The organism is Candidatus Poribacteria bacterium (assembly GCA_026706025.1).
Taxonomy (GTDB): Bacteria; Poribacteria; WGA-4E; order WGA-4E; family WGA-3G; genus WGA-3G.
In genome coordinates this window covers 143,937-169,066 of record JAPOZO010000056.1, presented here as the reverse complement: position 1 = coordinate 169,066, position 25,130 = coordinate 143,937, and the positions used below count along the sequence as shown (strand labels likewise).

The following is a 25,130-nucleotide window of genomic DNA, read 5'->3' as shown; positions in this document are numbered from 1 at the left end:
TTACGATATAGAAATCTTTGTCAGCACTTCTCGGAGGTATGAATGGATAAACAGCTTAGCGCGCTATATAGACTTGGCGGGCTCACGGGTATCTTAAGCGGTTTCCTTATGTTAGCGTCAAGTATTTGGTTTATATTTGGTTTATCATCTGTTGTTTCATTCCCATCGACAGAACAATTTGAAAGAATCGGAATTTTTCATGGAATAGGGGTCGTTACACTTATTTTCCTCGTGCCGACTCTATTAGCGAGTTATGGTTTACTCTCTTCAGAAGCACATACCCGAAGTGCTTTAGGCGCGAGTATCGCTGTCCTATGGCTTATCATAGAATTAATAGCCCACTGTTCACAAACCGCTCCGATAAATGAACTATCGAAATTGGCGGGTGAAACTGCTCCCACTGAGATAGGCGAATCTTTTTACATACTCTGGACAGAATGGGGCGAATCCCTCTTTATGACCGGTGCATTCTTGTGCGCGTTGCTGGCACTCTGTTATGGTTCGGCACTCCATGCGTGGGGAAATTCAGTTGCTGGCTATCTGTTCTTTATCTCGATAATAGCCTTTCCAATAGGTATTTTCCTAAAGTATAAAGGATACCTACACTATGGGATAGAATTGCACGTGCTAATCCGTGGCATAGCGTTTCTGTTCCTTGGCGGTGTGCTTATACAAGCACCATACGACGAAAATATATAACGATAGGCAGTATGTGGAGCATAGACACTTACCCTACTGAATGCGATACGGGTAACTGGTGCCCTATGCCTCGTCTTCATTTAGCAATCTTTCCAGTTCTGCCAAAATATCTTCCTCGTCGCCTTCCGGCTCAGCAGTTTCAGTGTCAAGCGTCTCCAAATCGGACCGAAATTCTATAAGGTTGTTGAGATAGCGTTCCCGCGTTATATTTTCTGCTTCTCCATGTTCCTCACGCAGACATTCACCACAGAACTCTCCAATCTGTTGAATGCCTGCGTCAATATGCCGTAACGCTGCATCGTTATCGTTTTCCTGCAAACTCAGTTCGGCGTTGGCGATGCTGTGCATCATGAGCATATAACCTTTATACTGATAACTCTGCCAAGCAATTTCCGCCGGTGCACATTCGCGTGCCAAATTCGTTACATCAATATTGGTAGCCGTATCACGTTGGACATCTTGCCATCGTTTAATGCCCGCGAATAGAAGGTAGCGGGTATACCGATGGAAAGATTCCTCAAAAAGGATTTCCCATTCGTCTGACTCCAACGTAAACCCCTCCCGCGTTCCGTGTTGTTCTTCATACGTCCGTAATTTTGCGAAAAAATAATCATAATAAGAATCCACACCGTGTGGACGCATACCGTCGGGACGGCCAGTCGCATAGATGCGCGAGATAGTGAAGGCGTTAGGTTGTACAACGACAATCTCCCTACCGTCTTCAATTTGCAGGATGCTCACCGGACGTTCCGCGTCAAGATTTAGCATCTCAAGAATCCGATCGAAGGTCTGAACCCACCGGGTGTTTCTCTGTATAGAATCGTTCGCCATTTTTTTTTCCTTTTTTAATAGTTTTCAGTACGATTTTTTTTTTAAAAATCTTTCAGTTGTCAGTTTGCCTCGCAGTGAGAGTTAAGAGGTGCACTTGATATATAAAGTCTTTTTCTTAACTGACAACCGATAACCGACAACTGGTAACTACTAAAGCATCTGAAAATAATCCTGGAGCGGGGTGACAGTAATATCACCACGCTGTAGCGCATCAATCGCGTTAACGGCTGCGGCTGCGCCGGGTATCGTTGAGAAAATTGGAATATCGTGGGCTATCGCCATTTCACGAATTAAGAGTTCATTGGGGCGATGCAAGTCGCCAGTAGGGGTATTGATAATCAGGTCAACCGCATGATTCTTGATATAATCGTGAATCGTCGGTCTCCCTTTACCGATGCTAAAGACGAGTTCCGACTCCATTCCATTACGGAGCAGCACCTTTGCTGTGCCGTGTGTAGCGATAAGTTCAAAGCCCATATCCGTGAGTTTTTTAGCAATGAAGATGATTGCGCGCTTGTCTTTATTTTTCACACTGATGAAAACCTTGCCACTCAAGGGTAAAGTATAACCGCATGCTTTCTGTGCCTTCGCGAAGGCGCGGGAAACATCCGTATCAATTCCCATTACCTCGCCAGTTGATTTCATTTCGGGACCTAAGCGCGTATTTGAACCCGGGAAGCGGTTGAACGGGAACACCGGTGCCTTGACACTGAAATAGGCGGGTTCTATCTCGCGCGTAAATCCGAGTTCCTCAAGCGTCTTGCCCGCCATCACACGCGCAGCAAGTTTTGCCAACGGCACACCGATCGCTTTACTGACAAAGGGGATGGTCCGGGATGCACGTGGATTCACCTCAAGGACAAAAATCTCATCGTTTTTTATCGCATATTGAACGTTCATCAAGCCGCGGACGCGCAGTGCTTTCGCCAAGTCGTAGGTGAAGGTTTTGAGCTGTTCAATCTGCTCATCTACCAAGGTATAAGGCGGTAACACGCAGTCGCTGTCGCCGGAATGGATACCGGCTTCCTCAATGTGTTCCATAATACCACCGATGACCGTCCGACTTCCATCGGAGATCGCATCAACGTCAACTTCAATGGCTTCTTCAAGATATTTATCAATAAGTACAGGGTGCTCAGGTGAGGCTTCGACAGCGGAGTTCATGTAGTCGTGCAAAAGTTCTTCGTCGTAAACGATCTGCATGGCACGCCCACCCAAAACATACGACGGTCGCACGATAACAGGATAACCGAGTGCGGCAGCAATAGGCGCAGCTTCCTCACTTGATGTTGCGGTACCGTTAGGCGACTGCATTAAGCCGATATCGTCTAAAACTGCTTTAAAGAGTCGGCGATCTTCCGAACGTGCTATATCTTCCGGGCTGGTCCCGATAATCGGCACACCCGCATCTCTGAGTGCAACAGCAAGGTTCAGCGGTGTTTGTCCACCAAACTGAACAATGACTCCGATCGGTTTCTCTTTATGATAGATATTCAGAACATCTTCACGCGTTAACGGTTCAAAATAGAGGCGGTCGGAGGTGTCGTAATCGGTGCTAACGGTTTCAGGGTTGCTGTTCACCATAATGGTTTCATAACCATCATCCTTGAGTGCAAGCGCAGCGTGGACACAACAGTAGTCGAATTCGATGCCTTGCCCGATCCGGTTCGGACCACCGCCGAGGATCATGATTTTCGGTTTATCAGAGGGGCGCACCTCATCTTCGCTTGAACAGGTAGAATAATAGTACGGTGTTTCTGCCTCAAACTCTGCGGCACAAGTATCAACGGTTTTGAAAGTTGCCTCAATCCCAAGTTCCTTTCGACATTCGCGGATAGCCTCTTCGGAGACCTCGTAGATGTCGCCTAACTGGCGGTCAGAAAATCCGTATTGTTTTGCTTTTTTCAAGTTATCAGTTATCAGTTTTCGTAGGGGTTGGGTTGCCCAACCCGTCCCCACCCCTTCGGACGAGGCAACCTCGCCCCTACGGTTACTGGTTACTTCTTTTATCTGTTGGCGGACATCGGGTTCGGACAAAGCATTCTCAAAGTCAACAATCTCCTTCAAATTGTAGAGGAAGAACGGGTCGATGTGTGTGTAGGCATAGATTTCCTCAATGCTCATCCCGCGTGCGAGGGCGGCTTTGATATAAAATATGCGTTTGACATTCGGAATACTCAGTTTGCTCGGAAGTTCAGACAACGGAAGTTCATCAAGTGGGTGATTATCCAATCCAAACCATCCGGTTTCCAGTGATCTCAGCCCTTTCTGTAACGCCTCTTTAAAGGTTCCGCCGATAGCCATAGCCTCGCCGACAGATTTCATCTGCGTTGTGAGTGTTTCATCAGTGCCTTGGAATTTTTCAAACGCCCAGCGTGGGATTTTAACGACGACGTAATCAATTGTCGGTTCAAAGCAGGCAGGGGTCTCAGCGGTAATGTCGTTCGGAATTTCATCTAAATTATAACCGACAGCGAGTTTCGCCGCGATTTTGGCGATCGGAAAACCGGTGGCTTTTGAAGCGAGCGCAGAACTCCGAGAGACACGCGGGTTCATCTCAATGACGACCTGTTTACCTGTTTTCGGATCAACAGCAAATTGGATATTAGAACCGCCTGTGTCAACGCCAATCTCTCGGATAATCTTAATCGCTGAATCCCGCATCGACTGATATTCCTTATCCGTCAATGTTTGGATAGGCGCGACGGTAATGCTATCACCAGTGTGTACGCCCATGGCATCAACATTTTCAATGGAACAGATGATGACGACGTTGTCCGCACCGTCCCGCATTACTTCAAGTTCAAATTCCTTCCATCCGATGACAGATTCTTCGATAAGTAATTCACTGATTGGGCTGAGAGCAAGCCCCATCGTGACCATTTTTTCGTATTCTTCAATGTTGTAAGCGATACCGCCACCAGTGCCGCCGAGCGTAAATGCTGGACGGATAATCGCCGGGAATCCTATATCTTGGACAAACGCGAGTGCCTCCTGCACAGTGTGCGCGATACCACTCTGAGGGACCTCCAAACCGATTTTTGTCATCGCTTCTTTGAAGAGCGCGCGGTCCTCAGCCTTTTGGATGGCAGGCAATTTTGCACCAATCAGCTCAACCCCGTACTTATCTAATACACCGGATTCCGCAAGTTCGACAGACACGTTCAAAGCGGTTTGCCCACCGAGTGTCGGTAGCAACGCATCTGGACGCTCCTTGTCGATGACGAGTTCCACCGTATCCGCTGTGATCGGTTCAATATAGGTCTGATCAGCGAAATCCGGATCGGTCATGATGGTGGCAGGGTTGCTATTGACAAGGGTTATTTCATACCCTTCCTCTTTGAGTGCCTTACACGCCTGCGTTCCTGAGTAATCGAACTCACACGCCTGTCCGATGATAATTGCACCGGACCCTATAATTAAGATTTTTTTTATATCTGTTCGCTTTGGCATTTTTTTTAATAGTTAACAGTTTGCTTCGCAGTGAGAATACGATTTTTTCTGCGAAAAAATCTTTCAGTTATCAGAAGAGAGTTTGGGATTATCAAAAACCTCTTGTAACTGATAACTGTTAACTGTTAACTTCCCTCATCATTTTTGTAAAACGCGAAAAAAGATAACTGGCATCGTGCGGACCGGGGGATGCCTCCGGGTGATACTGGACAGAAAAAATGGGATACTCCCGATGCTGTATCCCTTCAAGTGTGTCATCATTTAGATTGATATGCGTAATGTCAACGCTATTTGGCAGTGAATCAATATCAACACAGAATCCATGATTTTGTGAGGTAATCTCAACCTTGTCGGTTTCAAGATGCTTGACAGGTTGATTTGCCCCTCGATGTCCGAACTTCAGTTTGAACGTCTTTCCACCGAGGGCAAGCCCAAGCAGTTGGTGCCCCAAACAGATCCCGAAAAGCGGTTTTTTGCCCATCAAACCCTGGATCGTTTCGATCGCATAGTCAACTGGCATCGGATCACCCGGACCGTTTGATAGAAAAACGCCATCTGGCTCCGCTGCGAGAATCTCCTCAGCAGATGTTTTCGCTGGTACGACTTGGACCTCGCATCCGTGCTCGGTGAGTTGACGTAAGATATTGTACTTGATACCGAAATCAAGGGCAATAACTTTATAGTTATCCGTTGTCCGTTGTCCGTTATCCGTTAAAGAGGATTCTGATTTAACAGATCCATCTCTTAACTGACCACTGATAACTGATGACTGATAACTATTCCGCCATGCATACGGATTCGGGCATGTCACGCGTTGCACCAAATCCCAACCGATCAAGCCGTGCCACGCTTTGGCTTTCGCAACAAGACTTTCAGGATTCAGATCCTCCGTGGAGAGGCATCCATTCATTACGCCGTGAACTCGGAGGCGGCGAGTGAGTGCGCGGGTATCAATCCCTTGAATGCCGATGATATTATGCTCGGCGAGGTAAGTATCTAAACTCCATTTTGAACGCCAATTGCTATGGTATGCGCTATATTCGCGAACGACAAACCCTTCCACCTGTGGACCGATAGATTCAACGTCTGCTTCGTTGCAGCCGTAATTACCTATCAAGGGGTATGTCATTGTGACGATCTGTCCTTTATAGGAAGGATCGGTCAACACCTCTTGATAGCCTGTCATACTGGTATTGAAGACGACCTCACCAACGGTTTCACCCGTCGCGCCAAACTGCTCGCCCTCAAAAACTGTGCCATCGGCTAATGCCAGAATCGCTTTCATATTTAATAGTTTCCAGTTTCCAGTTTCCAGCGTATGAGTTTCCAGTTTCTGTAGGGGTGTTTTTGCTTGGGTGTTTCTTCAGGTTGCCCAACCCGTGCGGACGAGGTGACCTCGCCCCTACGGTGACTGGTTACTTCTTTACTGGTAACTGTTAACTGTTAACTTCCCTCCCCGAAGTGTAATCATCTGCCAGCCTTTAAGTTCCCAGCCCGTGAAAGGTGTGTTGCGACTTTTTGAACAAGATTTTGTTACGTCAACTGGATGCACCGAGTCAATATCAATGACGGTAACATCCCCAACTGCACCCACAGAAAGGGTCCCCCGGTCAATGCCGAGTATATTCGCCGGAATAACGGTCATCTTTGCAATCACTTCCTCCAATGTGAGGTGTCCCGGTTGCACAAGGTATGTAAACACAAGCGGTAGGCATGTCTCTAAACCGATAATTCCGTTGGGGGCTTCAAGCATGCCTTGTGCCTTTTCGGAAGGTGAGTGCGGTGCATGATCGGTGGCAATTGCGTCGATTGTTCCATCGCACAAACCTTTAATGATCGCATCGATATCGGTCTGTCTGCGGAGCGGCGGATGCATCTTAGCATTCGTCCCCTGTTTTTCTACCTCTGTATCGGTAAGGATCCAGTGGTGTGGACACGCCTCAGCAGTCACATGAACCCCCCGTCTTTTCGCTTGACGTATCAACCTAACGGCACCCGCAGTGCTGACGTGGAGCACATGGAGGTGTCCACCTGTCATCTCCGCTAACATGATGTCGCGCGCGACGATGATGTCTTCTGCAGCGTTCGGGCTACCGATAAGCCCCAGTTTTCGGGATGTCTCCCCCAGATTCATGACAGCACCGGCGTTGAGGTTATGCTCTTCGCAGTGGACCATGATCGGAAAACCGAGTTCTGCGCTCAAGGCGAGTGCGTCGCGCATGAGAGCGGCGTTCATGACAGTAACGCCATCATCGCTGAAACCGACTGCCCCTGCTGAATGCATTCCACGCATATCGGTCAATTCTTCGCCCGCGAGATCCTTGGTAATACTGCCAAACGGGAACACATTTGTCTTCGCCGTTGCTTCGGCGATGTCATAAATCTGCGTAATCTTTTCGGGTGTATCTATCACTGGTGAGGTGTTTGCCATGCAAGCAACAGAGGTGAATCCACCTGCCGCTGCCGCCGCCGTGCCAGTAGCGATCGTCTCTTTATGCTCAAACCCGGGTTCCCGGAGGTGGACATGCATATCGATTAAACCCGGTGCGACAACCTGTCCCATCGCATCGTAAAAGAAGTTTCCAGTTTCCGTAGGGGTGTTTTTGCTGGGGTGTTTCTTCAGGTTGCCCACCCCGTGCGGTGTTTTTGCTGGGGTGTTTCTTCGCGGTGACCTCGCCCCTACAGTGACTGAGGACTGGTGACTGATACTGGTAATCTTGCCATCAGTGATAAACAGATTCCCGACTTCATCAATATTATTCGCTGGATCGATAATACGTCCGTTAATGATACACGCGTCGCTCATTCACCCTCCCTTTCATAAATGATTGCTGCGTCTATGCCAGGCTCTTCCTCGGCAAGCTGCACCCGTACAAACTCTCTGCGTGATGTGGGTACGTTTTTGCCGACGTAATCGGCAGCAATTGGCAGTTCGCGATGACCTCTGTCGATCAGCGTCGCCAATTGGATTGCGGCGGGTCTACCGAAATCCATGAGTGCGTCCATTGCTGCGCGAACGGTGCGGCCTGTATAGAGAACCTCATCTACCAAGATAACCCTTTTGCCAGCAATATCAAAGGGAAGTTCAGTATTACTGACCTGAATCTGTGTCTCATGGAGATTAATATCATCTCGATAGAGCGTAACATCAATAGCACCGACATCGACTTCAATATTTTCGATGCGTTCAAGGTTCTCGGCGATGCGATGGGCGATGAAATCCCCACGGCTTTTAACACCAACAAATACGAGATCTTCAATATGTTTATGGTTCCGCTCTAAAATCTCATGAGCGATCCTGAGTAAGGCGCGGCGAATTTCTTCGGTGTTCATCACTTGTGCTTTTTCACGCATTTCCATTGCTTTTGTCCTATAAGATCTCTTAATAACAAAAAAGCCTCCCCCGTCTGATGTGACGAGAAAGGCGTCATCCAATTAAGTCCGGTGGACAATCTAAATTTTGAGTCCGATTCAACTTGTAATCTGGCATCCTTTTTTCAACCTCTCTGGATTGGATTAAAAAGGGTCTTTGATATGACCATCCTACTGATTATTATATTATACCATAATTTGTGTATTAATTGCAAACTTTTTTATTTTTTTTACACGCTATATCAGGTTTCTGAGATTACAGCCATCCCAGGAGGGCTACACTTTTTGCTCCACCATGCTCGCGAGGATGCCGAGAATTTTGTCACACTCGTGAATAGAGTAGAACTCCGTGTCAATGTACAGCCTTTGCCCTTCCAATTTGAGGAAGAGCCATTCTGTTCCAGAAGTCGTAGCACCATAAACGTTAGGAATATCGTTTCCATTTTCGGCATTAAAGCGTTGTGCGGCGTGCATCTCGGCGACACACTGCCCTAATCCAACCGTCAGATCATCCTTCTTCGCTTCAACAAGGATAATGACAGGTGCCTCTAAAACGAATCGGGCTGGGGACAAACTCACTAAAAAATCACAGACCCCTGTTAATCCCTTTTCAGCATCAACGTTGAAATCAATGCCCGAGAAAACGCTAATACGACGCTCAAATTTCTCGCGGAGTTCAATGAGAACATTGGCAACAATCAATTCCGACTTCGCTTTTTCTGTATTAACAGCAAGGGCTACCGACATGTTTCGTTCCAATACTGCTGTTAGCACCGAACTTGGAACTGCCGGCTCTATCTCCGAAAAAAGATTCTCCACCTCAACCGTTTCTACTATTTGAAATACCTTCTTCACCTCGGCCAAGGTAAAATTGCTATACGCCATTATGACAGTCCCCTATGTATCAAACTTTATTGGTGAATAGGATAAACGACATCAGCGCGAAGGGCTTGTGCCGCAAAACGAAAAGCTGCACGGATACCTTTCTCAGTTAAGCGCGGACTCGAATTAAATTTGCTGGAGATATTCCATGTGCTTTGGCAAGCGTTTCAATAACCTCAAGTTCCCCGGGTTCCAATTGAACAGAAATTAGAGAATCAAAAACGGGTTCATCCACTTCCTCAAGTTCGTCTTCAAAATCCGTTAAGTCGTATGTATCCCAGAAATGCGCGAGTTCTTGAATGGAATCTGTCTTTGGAACATTTTTACGATTCATATCTAATCTCATTTTTGATAAGCATCGATTTTAAAATGCCCACTGATAGTTGCATCAGTACTAAGACGGTTTTGACTGCACAAACAGTTAATTGTCAATTAGCATTATACCGTATCAACATCAAAATTCGCAATAAAGAAGAACAAACCTATCTATTCACCCTGCACAGCACTAATTTCATCTTCCGAAATCTTGTGGACACTTTTCGGGTTAAAGGTCTGCGTTGTGTCTACACGCAAGGCGACCTCAATTCTGCCACCCGTTAGCACGAAGAACTGAATCAGAAAACCGCCACCTTGCATCGACTCAACCTGATATTCTTCTTCGTCAAGGTTACCGAGCCACGTCGGCAGAGATTTCTCAAATTTCGGATGGGCAAGGACGTTCTCCGGTAAAGCAATAATCAAGGTGCCGGGATCATCGCCGATTGCATCACCGATGACGCTCCGCTTCTCTACCATAAACGGCACGATGGAATTGGCGTATTCAAAATCATCGTCACCGGCGCGTTCGGGGGGTACAAGTCCCCATGTCAGGTGATGGATAAACGGATTGCCGTATCCCTGTCCGAGCATGTGTCGCAGTGCGAGTTTGTCAACGGGGTGTACAACAGCGACATAATCAAACCACCCTTCGCTGTGTGCCGGACTCTCTGCGGGCAATTGCGCAGAGACGTTGATATAGTCGCAACCGTCAACAGGCGACGGATAACACCGCGCATCCCACCCGTTGACATAACCGAGCTGTTTCAAACCGTCTGCGACGAGGTGAGGCGGGTCACAGAAGATCGCAGCGTGATCCATGTTCGGATAGATGTCTACACCTGCCCCGATAACGCGTTCTGCTACATCAGTCGCCTCTCTGAAACGGAGATCAGCGTTTTCAATCGTCAAGTAATCATCAAAATTTTTGGGGAGTGTCATTAAGTTTTTCATGAGAAACCTCTATCTGTGTCTTGAAGGAAGGGGGTTTGGATAAATTGATAAATCCGAGTTAGATGTTATAAGTCTAACAGAAATCGGGTCAATAAACAAGCGTTTTTTGATAACCTTTCGCACCAAAAGTTGTTGTAAAAAGTACAGATATTTGGTAAGTTAATAGAGGCTTGAACGCTACGTCCTATACCCAAAAACAGAGGAGCAATTCATGAGGAAAAATACATTTAGAGAACTACTCAACGCTGATAAACCCACCGTCGGCACACATATCCATACCACTTGGCCCTCCATCGTTGAAGCGATTGGGCATACAGGGCTGTATGACTACGTTGAATTCGTTGGGGAATACGGTCCGTTTGATCTGCATGATCTGGATAACCTGTGTCGGGCAGCAGAACTTCATAACATCTCTACGATGATTAAGGTTGACCAAGAACCGCGGGGCTTCATCGCACAGCGTGCAATCGGCTCAGGCTTCCAAAGTGTGCTTTACGCGGATTGTCAGAATGTTGAAGATGTCAAGGAATGCGTTCGTATCACACGCGCAGATACACCCGAAGATGGGGGCAGCTACGGTGTAGCCACCCGCCGATTTTCCTATATGGGTTACGGCGGCGGGCCAGAATACGTCCAAGCACTCCGTGATGTCGTCAACGTCATTATGATTGAGAAAAAAGGGACAGTTGACAACCTTGAAGAGGTGCTGTCTGTTGAAGGCGTTGATATGATTCAGTGGGGCGGTTCGGATTACTCTATGAGTATCGGGATGGTCGGTCAACGCGGTGCCCCTGAAATCCAAGAGGCGCATGACAAGGTGTTTAAGACCGCCATAAAGATGGGAGTCCCGCCGCGCGCCGAAATCGGAAGTGCCGACGACACAAAACGCTATCTGGATATGGGGGTTCGGCATTTCTGTATCGGCACCGATATTTCCATCCTCTACAGTTGGTGGCGTGACCAGGGTGACGGGGTGCGAAAGGCTCTTGACGGACATTAGAGTCGTCATCGGTTATCAGTTTTAATAGTTGTCAGTTATCGGTTGTCAGTTATCGGTTAACAACTTGTGGCTGGAACATTTGCTAACACTGCCACAACCCTCTTTAACTGACAACCGAAAGGTTTTTCAGAGAAAAACCGTACTGACAACCAATAACTATTAAAGCATCCCCTGCATCTTTTCCGCGACCCAGTCCACAGCGACATCAATCATCGCATGCCCTTTGTCGGCTGTAGCGAGTTTTGCTTGATGGTGATATTCGCGATCGGATTTCGCTTGACCTTCATTGGAGATGGTGAGTTTCGCGCTGTCGTAATCCACACCGTTCCAATCAACATTTTCCGCAAAAGCAGCGAGCGCAAACGCCGTCTCAAACTCCGCTGCGTGTCCAGGACAGACGCCTGATTCCATTTGTTCTTGCACTAACTCCGCGGTGTATGCTTCCCAATAGGAATGGAATTCGATGTTAATGCCGAGTTTCTCTCGGTAGCCATCCAACCGTTCATGCACGGGACCCGCGTTGCCCGCATGCCCGTTGACAATTAGGATGTTGTCGATCCCGTGCCGACGCATGCTATCGGCGACATCATAAAGCACCTCGCCGAAGACTTCGGCACGAAGTGTGAGAGTCCCCTTATGATCCATCCAGTGTTCGGATACGCCAATCGCCAGAGGTGTTGTGACGATCACCTGTGGGAACAACTTTTCAGCTGCTAATTTGGAGACATAGACAGCACTTTGCGTATCGTGATACATCGCCAAGTGTTCGTTGTGTTGCTCTGTGCTACCCGTGGGAATAATTGCGCCTTTGAGCGTACCAGCATCAATCGCTTCTCGGACATAACGCCGTTGGTTTTCCCAGAGTAGTACGGATTTGATTTGAGACATCATCTAACCTCCACTGTTTTTCGGTAAGAAACTATACCTACCGAGTGTATTTCGGACAGCCGCAATACCATCTTCCATTGACATCCTATCAGGTGGAAGATAGTCTTGCAAACTCTCCCAATCATACTCGTTCTGCTGCGTGTCACTGTTTTTAAAGAGGATTTTGGTGCCGTAATCTCGGATCTCATTGAGCGTCCATTCGTAGATATAAAACCCGAAAATATCCGCGTATAGGGCAGCACCGTTCCGTCGTTCCGCAAGATAACTTTCTAAAACCACCTCAAACCGTTCGCCTGTGAAAGAGACCAAGTCTTTTTCAGGTGGACCCAAGCAGACACCATCCCAATCAATTATGTGAAGTCGGTTTTCAGCATCTATAATGAGATTGCCGGGTGTCGGATCGCCATGTGTAATGACAAAAGGTGTTTGTAGTGCCGATGCTGAACATCCGAGACCATCATATCTCTCAAGTGTCTGTAAAATCTCTGAACTGTGTTGCGTAATCGCCTCGATTAACTGCTTCTGGTATTGATTCTGAGGCGGTATCTTCCCCGGTGCCTCAAGCACCCTGTGAAGTTCATGCCGTAAAGGCAAGTCATACGTTGCGACTGTCAGGTTATTAGACGCAACTGCATCTGGGCATCCATGGATTGTTGCGAGTAATGCCGCTGTTTGTGAGAGTTCTGCATCCGTGAAATCTTTACCGACCTTCCACAAATCCCAACGGCTTTTGCCCTCAATGAACGGAAACAACGAGACCCTAAAATCTTGCCACGGAACGCTGAGTGTCCCTGCCAGCGTTTCTAAAGGCGCGACAATACCAGATATACTGCACTGATGCCGTAAAAGTGATGCAACCTGTAAGCAACTATTCGGCACAGAAGTTGAAGCTTTTGCAAAAAACTTTTCACCTGTTTCAGACGCGACAACATAACCGTAGCTATCTTCACCTTCTGGAAAAAAGGTTATGGACTTCAAAGGTAAACCGTAGGCAGTGCTGAGGTATTGGAGTAATTCCGTTTTATCAAAGGCATTGTCAACCTTCATATCTGAATTTCTCAAAGTAACTATCAATTTCGGGTCTTAACTCAATACCAGCAAGTTCAAAAGCATCCAACAAATCCGCGTAGGTTCCCTCGCCACCGATAAAATTCCAGAGTTCTTCTGCTATCAAAATATCGTGCTGTAAATCTAACATTCCTTTCAGTGTCCATCGTTCATAACGTTTTGGTTCGTAAGGATTGTAAGGAATGCCAATCATTGTGTTTACAGCTGCCCCTGGATCTCGTGCTAATTCGGCTGCTGTCCATTTTAGGAGGGTTCGTTTGTATCCCTCAATATGATTCCAACTGGGTTTCACAGGTTTCAAATCAATCAAAAATAACGCACCATCATAATTTTCGAGCCAGAGGTCCACCGGGGTCTGTTTCACTTGTTTCAAAGTTCCAGTTTGGCAAACCTGTCTGATCTCTTTCATTTCAATACATTTATTGGGTTTCCTTTCTGCGACCCAGAGTTCATCCATTATGGTCTGAATCTGTTGCTGTGCATCAGTACTAATCCTATTAAAAGGCTTAACTTGGGCTTCTGCAACCTTAAATCTTCCTCTTGCGAGTGCAATTGCTACTGGTTCATAAAACAAGGTGCTAAATTTTGTATTCAAGGAGTGAATGAAAAAAAATAAAGCTATGCTATCTTTACCGAGCAAACGATGATGAAAAGGCATATTCCTCACTTCAGGTTTATAGGACAGCAGCTTAGCACGCATACAACCTTTAATTGTCTCTTTAATCATTGTCTGGCGTTGCGAAGACATCTATCAATTCCTTCTTTTACATGGAATATTGTTTGAGAGTATGCTGATACATAATAGACATTGTTTATCCACCGCGATAGGCTTACTCAATCTGCTGAAAGCGATTCTACTTTCTGAAGCACTACTTTACTCTTGGTCTTCAACTTCAAGGTGTCAGAGATGTTGCCCATGTTAATCGCAAGTTTGAATTGTTTGGTAGATGTCGAAAACCTGCCCAAATAGTCGCCAACAGGTACATCGCCGTAGTTTTCAACGAATTTTATCTGAATTTTCTGTCCAGTCTCAAACGCTGCTTCGAGCGTGTCCCCGAGTTTCCAACCGCGTTTGGTGAATGGGTCAATTTCCAGATCGGTCACAGCATTGCCATGGTCGTCGATTTCAACAATTGTCCCAGTGAGCGATGCCGTTTGAGAAGCCTCCGGTGTCCCTATCTTTTGACTGCACCCAACAAAAAGTAGTGTTGCCACCAAAACAGCTATGAGTGCTGAACTCGAGTCGTACGAACAAAATTGATAGCGGAATTTCACTATGATATATACCTCCATGCGTCTTCTATAAACTGCCTTAAGTATAGTCGGAAAGTAGACAAATGTCAAGCGAAAGCAGTTGAATAATTTCAGTTTGACATGTAGGCGGGTTTATGGTATTCTCTTTTTGGCACAGTTTTTTCACGTGTAATGGAAAATCAATATTGGTTGCGGTTAGAAGATTGCCGCTTAGCAAAGTTGCCTCAATTTAAAAACTGAGACATTGGAGATGAATATGGTAAAAAAACTGAATTTTTATAGCAAGTTTTCAAAATTTGTCAGCTCCATGAAAATTATGGTGCTGTTGTTTGGAATTCTATTGAGCCTTTCGGGTTGCGAAAGAATACCAGCCCCGATGCTACCCGATGACAGTACACTGGAAGCGGAACCACTCACAGTGATGACCTACAACGTTTATGTTGGAGGCAGTCCAGACGGACTTTTAACTGTAGAGAATCTGTTACAGGTGCCCCAGGAAGTCGCTAACATGTATAACGCGGTTATAGCATCAGACTTTCCAAGTCGTGCTGCGGCAATTGCTCAGTCTATAAAAGCCTATCAACCGCATCTTATCGGATTACAAGAGATTTCGTTAATTCGCCGACAAAGCCCAGGCGATCGGATTACCGGTGGACTTGTTGAAGCTGAAGAAGTTGTCCTGGATTTTCTCCAAATTCTGATGGACGCGCTTCAAGCGGAAGGCTTAAGTTATCAAGTCGCTGCCCAAGTTGAAAATCTGGATATTGAGATGCCGATGTTCACCGATACCGGCATTGATGATGTCCGTTTAACCGACTACGATGTGATACTGTCTCGCAGCGATGTCGTGGTATCGCGACCTATGAGTGTTAACTACACAAAGGCACTCACAATTGAAATGCTTGGGCTTGAAGTGCAAAGAGGTTACGTCGCCGTAGATGCTACCGTTTCAGGTGTTACCTACCGCGTTATTAATACACATTTGGAGGCAGAGGAATTAGGACAGGGAAGCCGAGTGGCACAAGCACAAGAACTCGTAAATAACCTTCAAGACGAAACTTTACCAATCATCCTGTTAGGGGATTTTAATACAAGAGCACCAGACGGCACTGCTTATCAAATTTTACTGTCGGCGGGGTATGTTGACGTTTGGCAGATGGACTCCGAAGGCACTGGTAAAACTTGTTGCCAAGACGATGACATCCTCAACGAGGTGAGTGATCTCTCTGTCCGGATTGACCAGATCTTTGTCCGAAACCTGGAACTACCAACTTCTGTCATGACACACACCGTAGGCGATAAACCTTCAAATCGGTTAGCCTCTGGGTTGTGGCCCTCCGACCATGCGGGGGTCGTTGCACATCTCGTATTTGAGTAGTGCAAAATCGTCTGGCACTGAAAAAAAGTAAAGCGCGCTACGACGGGATTTGAAAATCCGCCACAGCGCGCTTTCCATTTAATCAGACACGTCCCTACTCGAAAACCTCAAGTTTGCCATTCTTCACAATCAGAACGACCGGGTCATAGATTGCGTCTCCGTTGGCATCGAAAGAGAACTTACCCAAAATAGTGTCAAAATCTTTAATGTCAGCAAGTGCAGCAGCAATCGCTTTTGAATCCGTTGATTGGGCGTTTGTAATCGCTTCCGCAAGGATATAGACTGCGGCATACGGCTGTGCAGCCCAAACGCTGGGTTCCATACCGTATCTTGCGGTGTAATTCTGAACAAAAGCCTGATTTCCCGGTGTGTCTGCTGTACTGACCCAATCCGTGAAGGTAATCGCTCCCTCAGCCGCAGCCCCAGCACTTCGGATTTCATCCACAGACAAAACGATGCTAATAAACGGAACATCCGCAGAAATTCCAAGTTCACGCCCCTGGGTGAGAATTTTAATAACCTCTATCTGTTGCGCTGAAACAAAAATAGCGTCCGGATTCAATGCGTTTATCCGAGTTAATTGATCGGAAAAATCGGTGTCCCCGGTTTCAAAAGTCTCCGTAGTTACCACCTCAACGCCGCTATCAGCGAGGGCTTTTCTATATCCTTCATCACTCACCCGCGAAGCGAAATCGACCGTATCTGCTATCGTCGCAACTCGCTGGTAACCCAGTTTCTCCTGTGTCACCTTAACACCGCTGGGAATTAATACATCTGTAGAGTGACTCGCTCGGAATATAAATTCACCGATCTCCGCCAAGCCAGCGGCCACGACGACAGGACTAAAAGCCACGACTCCATTTTCCTGTGCAATTGGAAAAACAGATTTTGCAACCTGTGAGGTCCAGACACCCAGAATAACAGACACTTTGTCTTGGTGGATCAGTTTATTGAAAGCCTCAATGGCACCCTCTACAGTACTCATATCGTCCTCAGTAATGAATTTAAGGCTCACATCGCCGAGTAGTTGTGAGGTGTTAATCTCCTCAAGTGCCATATTAAAACTATTTTCCATCACCAAGGCACCTGGCCCGAATTCCCCCGGCCCTAAGTCTCCCGTCTGAGGCAAGACAACACCAATAGGAATTTCCCCACTGAACCCCTCTGGCTGAGTAGCAGGTTCAAAAACTTGCGCCACTCGCTCACAGCCGATCATACCGGCAACCAATCCAGCAATAGCAAAGAAAAATATAAATGTAAAAGTTTTAAACTTCATCTCGGATCTCTCTTCATTAGGGTTAGCAGCGAACGAATTCTCACCGAAATGAGAACTCATCCACTTTTGAAATACAACTGCCTTTGAAACGTTTGTAACTATTCAGTTGCACCATCCTCTGGCGTTGCCTCAATGATGTCAGCCTGCGGCATTCCATTCAGAATTTGTCGTACCCCGACACTTTTAACCGGATTACGGTTCTCATCAAAATGAGAGATAGTCGTCGCGCCTTCGTAATTTGTGATGCCAACGATCGCATCTCGAATCGCACCCGGATCATCGGTTGATCCCACTGTCTCGATTGCTATTTTCAAAATTCTCAGGGCATCATAATCTGCTGCTGCAATGCCGTCAACAGAGCCGTATTTCGCCATATAAGCAGCATTAAAATCTACAGCATCCGGATCTAAGTTGGTACAATAGTAACCGTCAACAGGTTCATTATCCGCCAGAGTCGTAGACATCAGCGGATCGTCCCAACCATCGCTACCGATAAAGGTAGATTCAATTCCCATGTCCCGTGCTTCTTTCATTATATGTGGGTTCGCTGGTGGAAAACTGGCGAGAAGAAGGACATCAGGGGCTGCATCTTTAACTGCAGTCAGTTGTTCAGTAAACATCATCGCCCCACTCTCATAGGTTTGCTCGACAACCACGCTCCCGCCAAGTTTTTCAAAACTTGCCTTAAATGATTGCACAAAACCTTCAGAATACACATCCATGTTTTGCCAAATCATTGCAGCGGTTTTCTTATCAAGCTGATTTACAACGACTTTTGCCAGAAGTTCCGCCTGTAGCACATTGGAACCTGCAATGAGAAACATAAAATCGTTTGGGTCCGTCGCGTCTGCCGTCACCTCTGCCCGTGTTGCGCCGAGGAGTACCGGGATATTGATGACGGGCCCAACTTTCACAGCATGGCTCGAAAACAGGGGACCCAATATCGCAACAACACCTTCCGATTCAGCCAATGCTGCGGCATCCTGAGCGACGGTGGCTGTGACTTCCTCTTTATAGACGAATTCCACCTGCATACCGAGGACACCGCCCGCTGCGTTGATTTCACCGCGAGCAAGTTCAGCCCCTTTGCCAAAACTGGTATAATTGGGTTGTGGGTGAATTAGACCCACTTTAAGTGTGGGCATAGTCGTTTCATCAGACGGAGTGACCATTTCATCAGTCATCCCCATATCGCGTATCCGTTCACACCCAGACAATAACGCAACTGAGAGCGAAAGGAATACGCATAGCATTAACCTAAAAACTTTCGCGTTCATAAAATGCTCCTTTAATGGATTATAGTAACATCGAAAAATAATAAAACACGCTTTGATAAACGGACGAAGGACCTTGACTTTACGTACCGCTTTCTGTTAAAAGGAAAAGGGTTTACTTAATTGTAGAATAGGCTGTTAGCCTGTTCAATCTTCTATTACTGGGAAGCTAATAAACATCAGCATTCCAGCTATCTTATGGTCATTTGATACTATTTTCTTATCAACATCTTCCGTGTTTCCGAAAAGTCCCCTGCCGTCAACGTATAGAAATAAAGACCACTGGCAACCAGTTCATTATGTTCGTTTCTGCCATCCCAATATGCAGCACGACCTTTGCTTTGATACATACCCCCTGGTTGCTGTCCAAGGGCTAAAGTCCGAACAGGTTTACCATCTACCGCATAGATCGTCAAGGTAACGTCTGCAGCATCTGCTAAGTGATACGGTATCCAGGTTTCTGGGTTGAACGGATTGGGATAATTTGCGAGAAGTTGCGTGTTGTCAGGAAGTACGGCAATTACAGGGGCTGCAGCAGCTCCTTCTTCCACTTCAAAGCGCGTGATTTCGGTAAAATCATGGTAAATGTTATTCCTTGCTTTGTCCGTAACCGATATTCCGATAACGCCCCAAACACCGGGAAAACTGCCTTCCGGCAAGTGGATAAAACTCGTATATTTTCGATAAACATTGGGGGCATCTTGAAAATAGATTTCCTTTGTTTGGTTATAACTGTAGGGTCCCTGAAAACCATAACTTCTTTCCCCGCCTAACGGGTCTCTGATAGCGATATGCCCTCCTTCAAACCCACTAATATCGTCTTTGACATAATACGTGACTGTGACGAACGTCTCACCATTCGGATTTGCCGGATTTGCGGGTTCGGCATCCACAGTGATCCTGTTAACATCGAGTGTAGGTGGTGTCATATCCGGGTGCTTCGTTTCTATTGTTACTTTTCGCATCTGATCATCAATATCAGGTAACCAAGCACTCTCACGGTTTATTTCATCCTTAAAGTAGAGGCGTTTTAATTCATACACCCCACCGGGCATATAATGTGGGATGTAAAAAGTTGATTTTAATGTCCAAATATCTCCCTCCCACCTGATTGCACGAGCATCCACCAAACGCCCACCACCCGACCATCTGTTGTATGGTTGTAGGTAATAGTAGACCCCACGTCTAAAGTCCTGTTCTTCTTCTTTTGGTTCTATATAAGTAGACCCGGAGAGTGTCCTATCCTCTTTGACTTGCCAGGTTGCAGTGACAGCGTAGAAATGCTCGTTTCTTTCGGTGTATGCGTCTGATATGGACAACTTTGCGGAATTCGGCACATATTCAGGGGGGGATGAGTCTTGGTCTTCGTCTCTGTTATTGATATAGATTTGCAAGCCGAAGCCACCCGAATTGTATCTTGTGAGCCTATTGACATCGTATGTCGCCACTTGTGTTATTGTGTAATCCCCTTTAGCATAATACGAAGGAACATATTTGTTTCCGCGCAATATATTGCTCTGTTTTGCACCTACAGGGCGTAATCGGACAGCGAAGTAATCGGGACCATTTCGATTTCGATCTCTATCTAACAATTTAAAATACACATATCCACCTGTTGAGTAGTCCAATTCGTTTTCTGTATGGGTTTCTATTTCTACAGTAACTTGTTTAGACCCTTTTCCTTCTGAATCACCTTCCACTGTCACATCAACCCGGACGACTTCTCCGGGGTAGACATAATCGGGATATAAGTTATAGACGACAAAGGTGAGGTCTTCGCGTATCGTAGAAATATAGCGTGTGCCGTGCATAACCCTGTTCTGTATGAATTCATACTTGGCAGGCGATCTGGACCTGAGTTTATCCGGGGTGACGATATAGTAAGCGATGCTTTCTGCCATATCTTCATTTGGATTTTCGCCATGTGCGTAGTCGGAGACAAACTCGGTCTGATTCGTTGTCATCCACCTTTCACCGTCATAAAACCACTCGCCGAGTTTTATCCAGTCTGTTTTGAGTTGCCTGTCAAATAGATAATCCCACAAGAAGTGTGCTTTTTCATGGAGAATGATCCGCTGTGTTTCGTGCGTGATTCCATCTTCAAAAGCTTTTTCGGTAAACTCTATAAAGCCTTTCCCGGTATTTGCGCGTGCGGTGTATTTAACAAAGGGGTCTGGTGCCCGTCTGATAAGATATTTCAATCCTGGCGTTACATGCATGCCGGATGGGTATTCTTCAAACATTATCATGATACCTATGATTTCTTCATAGGTAAATGTGCTAAAGTTATGTGCCGGTTCACCCGTTAAGACTTCGTAGTCGGGGACATGCACCGTAACACCATAGTATCTCTGTAGCATGTTGTCTATCGCACGGTGTTGGATGCCTTCTCCTGGTATGTATGTCGCAAATCTGAGGGCGGCTCGCCAAAGTCGCTTGGAAAAATATCGTCCTTGAATGCCATCTATTTTTGCGACAAACGGATGTGCATGCGTGAACGCCTCTGATGCAATTGTTATCGTCCGAAGACTCCCTTGTGCGACTGCCACATCGGGCCCCAGATCAATGTCTTCTGCCACATGCACATCACTCAATACCCAATAACTCGGGTTCCGTCTCCAAGGGGGAGAATGACTCCCATACCCTTCTGCCATATCTTGTAATGCCTGCAGAAGAAGATAGGTTTTATCCTCATCCCATTCAGGCGACAAATACACTTGGTATCTCCGTGCGAGTGTGTAACTCGCACTGCTTGTTAAGAATGCGTTTATACCTGTATTTTCGATCTCCACCTCTACCGGTTGCGGAACAAAGACAGTTTCTTGTCCTGAAGGTTCTTCACCTATTTCCCAGTGATATGTCGTCGTTTCCCATTCCGCAATCGCCTGCCCTGAAAATAGGCTCATTAAGAAAAGAGCGATCAGATAAAGGACGAACCTTTGCTGTCTTACCAGAGCTTCACACATGGAACTGTTCCTCAGTAATTATCAAGTTGGTTATTATAACCCAAGTTGCTACCAACGGATTTTGGGGTTTTTGCTTGGGTATTTCTGCGTATTGTAACACAGTTTTTCGGACACTTTCTTCACCCCGTAGGGGTAATATGTCTATAGAAAACGATATATGCAAGCGACCGCACCCCGTAGGGGTGCTATGTCTATAAACAACTGGCAACTTGGGTTATTATAAACGATATGGCAATAAACTTACTTGCGTATCAATAGCTTCCGCGTTGCGGTAAACTCGCCTGCGGTGAGCGTATAGAAATACAGACCACTTGCCACAGATTCACCCATCATATTTCTACCATCCCAATACGCCGCACGACTTCGGCTATGATACATACCAATATCTTGATGTCCCAAGTCCAGCAGCCGAACTAACCTACCATCCGCAGCATAAATCCTCAGCGTTACATCTGTGGACTTTGCCAGTTGATAAGGTATCCACGTCTCAGGATTGAACGGGTTTGGATAGTTTGCCAAGAGTGCCGTTGCTTTCGGCACCGTCTCTGTATCTATTAGCGTCGTTAGGAGATTTTGAAGCACAGCAATTCCTTTTTGAAAGCGTGCGTCTGTCGGGTTAAGTTGCTTGGCTCGGTCAATCCATCGTAGGAGGCTTTCGGTTTTGGATACAGCAGCAGGTGCGGCGGCGATAGCGGCCTCAAGTGCGTCTAAAACTGCGTTGATGTCTTCACGGTTCACTTCACCGTCGCCGTTGACATCTCCTGTCAGGGGGGGCTCAACCCTACCAAAGTTCTCAGCGACGATCATCAAATCTAACACATCCACGACACCATCAGCGTTGACATCTGTTGCAGGCATAAACGCCGCGTAAAGCGTATAGTCGCCAGTCTTTTGCGTATCACTTTCGACTTTGATGTAATATGTCCCCGGTTCTACAACCTGTTGTATCCTGAAATTTAAGGTGTCATCCCCGTTTTCATCAGCAGTCGCTGCGAGTGTGGTGCCATCACTATTTTGCAATGTGCCTATCGTCCCAAGGGCACCTGTCGTTGTCATCCAAAGTGTGAGTTGCCCCCGCACCTCTATTGGGACACTGAAGTAATCCACATCATTGCCGGGGTCTATCTTTGCTGTGAGGGATCCACCCAGCAGCAGTGCTGTCGCGTCAACCTGTGTATTGCTATGGTCAGCGGATGTGATGTGCCACAACAACACCGTGCCGTCATCACCGCCACTTGCGACTGTTTTGCCACTCGGAGAAAACGCGACACTATTGACAGCAGTGGTATGTCCCTTAAGTGTGCCCTTTCCTGTCAGCGTCCCAACATCCCATAAACGCACCGTGCCATGCTGATCCCCACTGACGATTGTTTTGCCATCTGGATGGAAGGATACACTATTGACAGCAGCGGTATGCCCCTCAAGCGTGCCTATTTCTGTTCGCGTGGACACATCCCATAAACGCACGGTGCGGTCATGACTCCCACTGACGATTGTTTTGCCGTCCGGGCTGAACGAGACACCCTTGACCCACCCGGCATGTCCTCGAAGTATCGCTATTTCTGTCTGTGTCTCCACATCCCACAAACGCACCGTGGCATCAACACTCCCTGCAGTTGCGAGAATGCGTCCATCCGGACTGAAAGATAAACTTTTGACTCCCCCGATATGTCCTCCCCAAAGTATGCCTATTGCCGTATCCGTATCCACATCCCACAAACGCACAAATGCGCTTCCGTTATAAATAGTTTGTAGAGTTGCGAGCGTGTGTCCATCCGGACTGAAAACAGCAATATTGGCCCAGTGGCCCGGTATCTCAAGTCTGCGTATTTCTGTGTACGTCGCAGCATCCCGCAAACATATCACCGACTGCTCACACCTACTTAAGATTGTTTTGTCATCCGGACTGAACGCGACATTTTTGTTACCAAAACTTCTGCGCCCCAACGATCAAGTATGTCTATTTCCATCAGCATAGCAACATCCCACATACGAATGAAGTAAGACCCCTGATATCTGGAGTGGAGATCACCGACGCTTGCTGCGATTGTTTTGCCATCCGGACTGAACGCGACACTATTGACAGCAGCGGTATGTCCGTTAAGTATGGTGTGTATATTTTTTCCTTGCGCAGCAACAACCCACAAGACTTCCCACATCGTATATTCTAAGACGCGAAGGACAAAGATTTCATCGTTAGAAAATCCCTGTTTTCTTTTCTGCGTATCCACATCCCATAACTCCACGCTGTAGCCCGCCCAACTATACATCCTTGCGATTGTTTTGCCATCCGGACTGAACGATACCCTTGAGAACGATACGGAACTCCCCTCAAGCACGCCTATTTCTGTCTGTGTCTCCACATCCCATATACGCACGGGACTGTCATAACGCACGGTGTTGCCAGCATAACGCACGATGTTGTTAATATTGTTATTACTCCCACTTGCGATTGTTTTGCCATCCGGACTGAAAACAACACTACTGACAGGCCAGATATGCCCTTCAAGGGTTCCTATTTCTGTCTGTGTCTCCATATCCCACAAACGCACCGTGCCATCATGACTCCCACTTACAATTTTTTTGCCATCCGGACTGAAAACAACACTACTAACATATTCGGTATGCCCTTCAAGTCTGCCTATTTCTGTTCGGTTAGACACATCCCATAAACGCACACTGTTGTCCTGACCCCCACTGGCGATCATTTTTCCATCCGGACTAAACGATACACTCTCTACCGTCCCGGTATGTCCTTCAAATGCGTGTACTTGCGTCTGTGTCTCCACATCCCATAAACGCAGGGTTTTATCATCATCCCGACTTGCGAGGCTGCGTCCATCCGGACTGAAAAATAGACTATTTGGTCCCCCGGTATGTCCCTCAAGTGTGCCGATTTCTGTCTGTGTCTCTACACCCCATAGCCGCACGGTATTATCATCACCCCCACTGGCGAGTGTTTTGCCATCCGGACTGAACGCTATACGCTCTACCGACCCGATATGCCCAGTGAGCAGGGCAAGTGCTTCGCGTGTCTGTACATCATAAATCCATATACCGATCTGACTCGCCACAGCAAGCAACGCCCCATCTGGTGAGCACGTTATATCATTTATTCCGCCTTTACCGAGCCGTGCTTTCGCACCTTCAGGGAGATTCCATTGCGTGTAGGGAGCAAATTCAGCAATTGTGTCAGATACATATAGAAACGTTGACAACATTAACAACATCAGACTGAAAAACACTTTGAGTTTCATAACAATAACCTAAGTTGCCACCTTGTAGCATGATGCAGGTCGCATCTGGGCGTGTACGCCGCAAACCTGTTAGGTTGTGCTTCTTCGCACCGAAAATAACACAGGACACTCCGAATTTTTCGCAAAAATGAATGCTGCTTGCTGAAAAACGGTATCCGTGGGGTCTAAAATCATATAGGTAGCAAGTTGGGTGAAAAATACCTTATTAAATTCTTAAACTCTATGTAACCTCGCCTATTGTGCGTACTATATAACCCAAGTTG

At 46.7% G+C, this 25,130-nt stretch carries 20 protein-coding genes; 3 read left to right on the top strand and 17 right to left on the bottom strand.

Translation table 11 applies throughout. From position 1 onward, the window contains the following. Positions 1-42 precede the first annotated feature (42 nt). Positions 43-699: a hypothetical protein gene (locus OXH00_13330; protein MCY3741991.1), complete on the top strand. Its 657-nt coding sequence runs from the start codon at positions 43-45 to the stop codon at positions 697-699. Between the two features lie 63 nt (positions 700-762). Here OXH00_13330 and OXH00_13325 read toward each other — a convergent pair whose 3' ends face one another. The 8 genes from OXH00_13325 to OXH00_13290 form a co-directional block, all read right to left on the bottom strand. After that, complete coding sequence (locus OXH00_13325; GenBank protein MCY3741990.1) at positions 763-1,530, bottom strand: DNA helicase UvrBC; 768 nt, start codon at positions 1,528-1,530, stop codon at positions 763-765. A 150-nt stretch (positions 1,531-1,680) separates the two neighbouring features. After that, positions 1,681-4,983 (bottom strand): carbamoyl-phosphate synthase large subunit, encoded by a 3,303-nt coding sequence (gene carB, locus OXH00_13320; GenBank protein ID MCY3741989.1) that lies wholly within the window; start codon positions 4,981-4,983, stop codon positions 1,681-1,683. Between the two features lie 118 nt (positions 4,984-5,101). Continuing rightward, the gene (carA, locus tag OXH00_13315) at positions 5,102-6,268 is read right to left on the bottom strand and encodes a glutamine-hydrolyzing carbamoyl-phosphate synthase small subunit (protein ID MCY3741988.1); all 1,167 of its coding nucleotides are present in this window, start codon (positions 6,266-6,268) and stop codon (positions 5,102-5,104) included. A gap of 138 nt (positions 6,269-6,406) precedes the next feature. Further along, positions 6,407-7,789 (bottom strand): dihydroorotase, encoded by a 1,383-nt coding sequence (locus OXH00_13310; GenBank protein ID MCY3741987.1) that lies wholly within the window; start codon positions 7,787-7,789, stop codon positions 6,407-6,409. Then, a complete protein-coding gene (gene pyrR, locus OXH00_13305; GenBank protein ID MCY3741986.1) occupies positions 7,786-8,337 on the bottom strand; it encodes a bifunctional pyr operon transcriptional regulator/uracil phosphoribosyltransferase PyrR in 552 nt (183 codons plus the stop codon). Before pyrR ends, OXH00_13310 begins: the two co-directional genes overlap by 4 nt. A gap of 294 nt (positions 8,338-8,631) precedes the next feature. Further along, complete coding sequence (locus OXH00_13300; protein MCY3741985.1) at positions 8,632-9,240, bottom strand: hypothetical protein; 609 nt, start codon at positions 9,238-9,240, stop codon at positions 8,632-8,634. A gap of 106 nt (positions 9,241-9,346) precedes the next feature. Further along, positions 9,347-9,571, bottom strand: a complete 225-nt coding sequence (locus OXH00_13295; protein ID MCY3741984.1) for a CopG family antitoxin — start codon at positions 9,569-9,571, stop codon at positions 9,347-9,349. Positions 9,572-9,723: 152 nt separating this feature from the next. Beyond that, complete coding sequence (locus tag OXH00_13290) at positions 9,724-10,506, bottom strand: hypothetical protein (protein MCY3741983.1); 783 nt, start codon at positions 10,504-10,506, stop codon at positions 9,724-9,726. A 211-nt stretch (positions 10,507-10,717) separates the two neighbouring features. Between OXH00_13290 and OXH00_13285 the strand changes: the two genes are divergently transcribed. Then, positions 10,718-11,506: an aldolase/citrate lyase family protein gene (locus OXH00_13285; protein MCY3741982.1), complete on the top strand. Its 789-nt coding sequence runs from the start codon at positions 10,718-10,720 to the stop codon at positions 11,504-11,506. A gap of 159 nt (positions 11,507-11,665) precedes the next feature. On the opposite strand, the gene OXH00_13280 is transcribed toward OXH00_13285, so the two are convergent. The 4 genes from OXH00_13280 to OXH00_13265 all read right to left on the bottom strand — a co-directional run bounded on the left by OXH00_13280 (position 11,666) and on the right by OXH00_13265 (position 14,677). Beyond that, positions 11,666-12,397, bottom strand: a complete 732-nt coding sequence (locus OXH00_13280) for a creatininase family protein (GenBank protein MCY3741981.1) — start codon at positions 12,395-12,397, stop codon at positions 11,666-11,668. Next, positions 12,398-13,441 (bottom strand): aminoglycoside phosphotransferase family protein, encoded by a 1,044-nt coding sequence (locus tag OXH00_13275; protein MCY3741980.1) that lies wholly within the window; start codon positions 13,439-13,441, stop codon positions 12,398-12,400. Beyond that, positions 13,431-14,210 (bottom strand): TdeIII family type II restriction endonuclease, encoded by a 780-nt coding sequence (locus OXH00_13270; GenBank protein ID MCY3741979.1) that lies wholly within the window; start codon positions 14,208-14,210, stop codon positions 13,431-13,433. Before OXH00_13270 ends, OXH00_13275 begins: the two co-directional genes overlap by 11 nt. A gap of 86 nt (positions 14,211-14,296) precedes the next feature. Continuing rightward, the gene (locus OXH00_13265) at positions 14,297-14,677 is read right to left on the bottom strand and encodes an SAM-dependent chlorinase/fluorinase (protein MCY3741978.1); all 381 of its coding nucleotides are present in this window, start codon (positions 14,675-14,677) and stop codon (positions 14,297-14,299) included. A gap of 295 nt (positions 14,678-14,972) precedes the next feature. Between OXH00_13265 and OXH00_13260 the strand changes: the two genes are divergently transcribed. Beyond that, a complete protein-coding gene (locus tag OXH00_13260; GenBank protein ID MCY3741977.1) occupies positions 14,973-16,094 on the top strand; it encodes an endonuclease/exonuclease/phosphatase family protein in 1,122 nt (373 codons plus the stop codon). A gap of 94 nt (positions 16,095-16,188) precedes the next feature. Here the strand turns inward: OXH00_13260 and OXH00_13255 are convergent, their stop codons facing one another. The 5 genes from OXH00_13255 to OXH00_13235 form a co-directional block, all read right to left on the bottom strand. Next, the gene (locus OXH00_13255; GenBank protein MCY3741976.1) at positions 16,189-17,370 is read right to left on the bottom strand and encodes an ABC transporter substrate-binding protein; all 1,182 of its coding nucleotides are present in this window, start codon (positions 17,368-17,370) and stop codon (positions 16,189-16,191) included. 98 nt (positions 17,371-17,468) lie between these two features. Next, entirely contained in the window at positions 17,469-18,647 is a 1,179-nt protein-coding gene (locus OXH00_13250) for an ABC transporter substrate-binding protein (protein ID MCY3741975.1), read from the bottom strand. 209 nt (positions 18,648-18,856) lie between these two features. Continuing rightward, positions 18,857-21,610 carry a T9SS type A sorting domain-containing protein gene (locus tag OXH00_13245; GenBank protein MCY3741974.1) on the bottom strand — a complete coding sequence of 918 codons (2,754 nt, stop codon included), beginning with the start codon at positions 21,608-21,610 and terminating at the stop codon, positions 18,857-18,859. A gap of 240 nt (positions 21,611-21,850) precedes the next feature. Next, entirely contained in the window at positions 21,851-23,476 is a 1,626-nt protein-coding gene (locus tag OXH00_13240) for a T9SS type A sorting domain-containing protein (protein MCY3741973.1), read from the bottom strand. Between the two features lie 17 nt (positions 23,477-23,493). Beyond that, the gene (locus OXH00_13235; protein MCY3741972.1) at positions 23,494-24,867 is read right to left on the bottom strand and encodes a WD40 repeat domain-containing protein; all 1,374 of its coding nucleotides are present in this window, start codon (positions 24,865-24,867) and stop codon (positions 23,494-23,496) included. Between the last annotated feature and the right edge of the window lie 263 nt (positions 24,868-25,130).

Bases quoted from the DNA above. Each gene is read 5' to 3' on its own strand.
- OXH00_13260 (MCY3741977.1), top strand. From the start codon at position 14,973: ATGGTAAAAAAACTGAATTTTTATAGCAAGTTTTCAAAATTTGTCAGC.
- OXH00_13250 (MCY3741975.1), bottom strand. From the start codon at position 18,647: ATGAACGCGAAAGTTTTTAGGTTAATGCTATGCGTATTCCTTTCGCTC.
- OXH00_13330 (MCY3741991.1), top strand. From the start codon at position 43: ATGGATAAACAGCTTAGCGCGCTATATAGACTTGGCGGGCTCACGGGT.
- OXH00_13295 (MCY3741984.1), bottom strand. From the start codon at position 9,571: ATGAATCGTAAAAATGTTCCAAAGACAGATTCCATTCAAGAACTCGCG.
- OXH00_13235 (MCY3741972.1), bottom strand. From the start codon at position 24,867: ATGAAACTCAAAGTGTTTTTCAGTCTGATGTTGTTAATGTTGTCAACG.
- OXH00_13310 (MCY3741987.1), bottom strand. From the start codon at position 7,789: ATGAGCGACGCGTGTATCATTAACGGACGTATTATCGATCCAGCGAAT.
- OXH00_13255 (MCY3741976.1), bottom strand. From the start codon at position 17,370: ATGAAGTTTAAAACTTTTACATTTATATTTTTCTTTGCTATTGCTGGA.
- carA (MCY3741988.1), bottom strand. From the start codon at position 6,268: ATGAAAGCGATTCTGGCATTAGCCGATGGCACAGTTTTTGAGGGCGAG.
- OXH00_13280 (MCY3741981.1), bottom strand. From the start codon at position 12,397: ATGATGTCTCAAATCAAATCCGTACTACTCTGGGAAAACCAACGGCGT.
- OXH00_13245 (MCY3741974.1), bottom strand. From the start codon at position 21,610: ATGTGTGAAGCTCTGGTAAGACAGCAAAGGTTCGTCCTTTATCTGATC.
- OXH00_13290 (MCY3741983.1), bottom strand. From the start codon at position 10,506: ATGAAAAACTTAATGACACTCCCCAAAAATTTTGATGATTACTTGACG.
- OXH00_13300 (MCY3741985.1), bottom strand. From the start codon at position 9,240: ATGGCGTATAGCAATTTTACCTTGGCCGAGGTGAAGAAGGTATTTCAA.
- OXH00_13285 (MCY3741982.1), top strand. From the start codon at position 10,718: ATGAGGAAAAATACATTTAGAGAACTACTCAACGCTGATAAACCCACC.
- pyrR (MCY3741986.1), bottom strand. From the start codon at position 8,337: ATGCGTGAAAAAGCACAAGTGATGAACACCGAAGAAATTCGCCGCGCC.
- OXH00_13275 (MCY3741980.1), bottom strand. From the start codon at position 13,441: ATGAAGGTTGACAATGCCTTTGATAAAACGGAATTACTCCAATACCTC.
- carB (MCY3741989.1), bottom strand. From the start codon at position 4,983: ATGCCAAAGCGAACAGATATAAAAAAAATCTTAATTATAGGGTCCGGT.
- OXH00_13325 (MCY3741990.1), bottom strand. From the start codon at position 1,530: ATGGCGAACGATTCTATACAGAGAAACACCCGGTGGGTTCAGACCTTC.
- OXH00_13270 (MCY3741979.1), bottom strand. From the start codon at position 14,210: ATGTCTTCGCAACGCCAGACAATGATTAAAGAGACAATTAAAGGTTGT.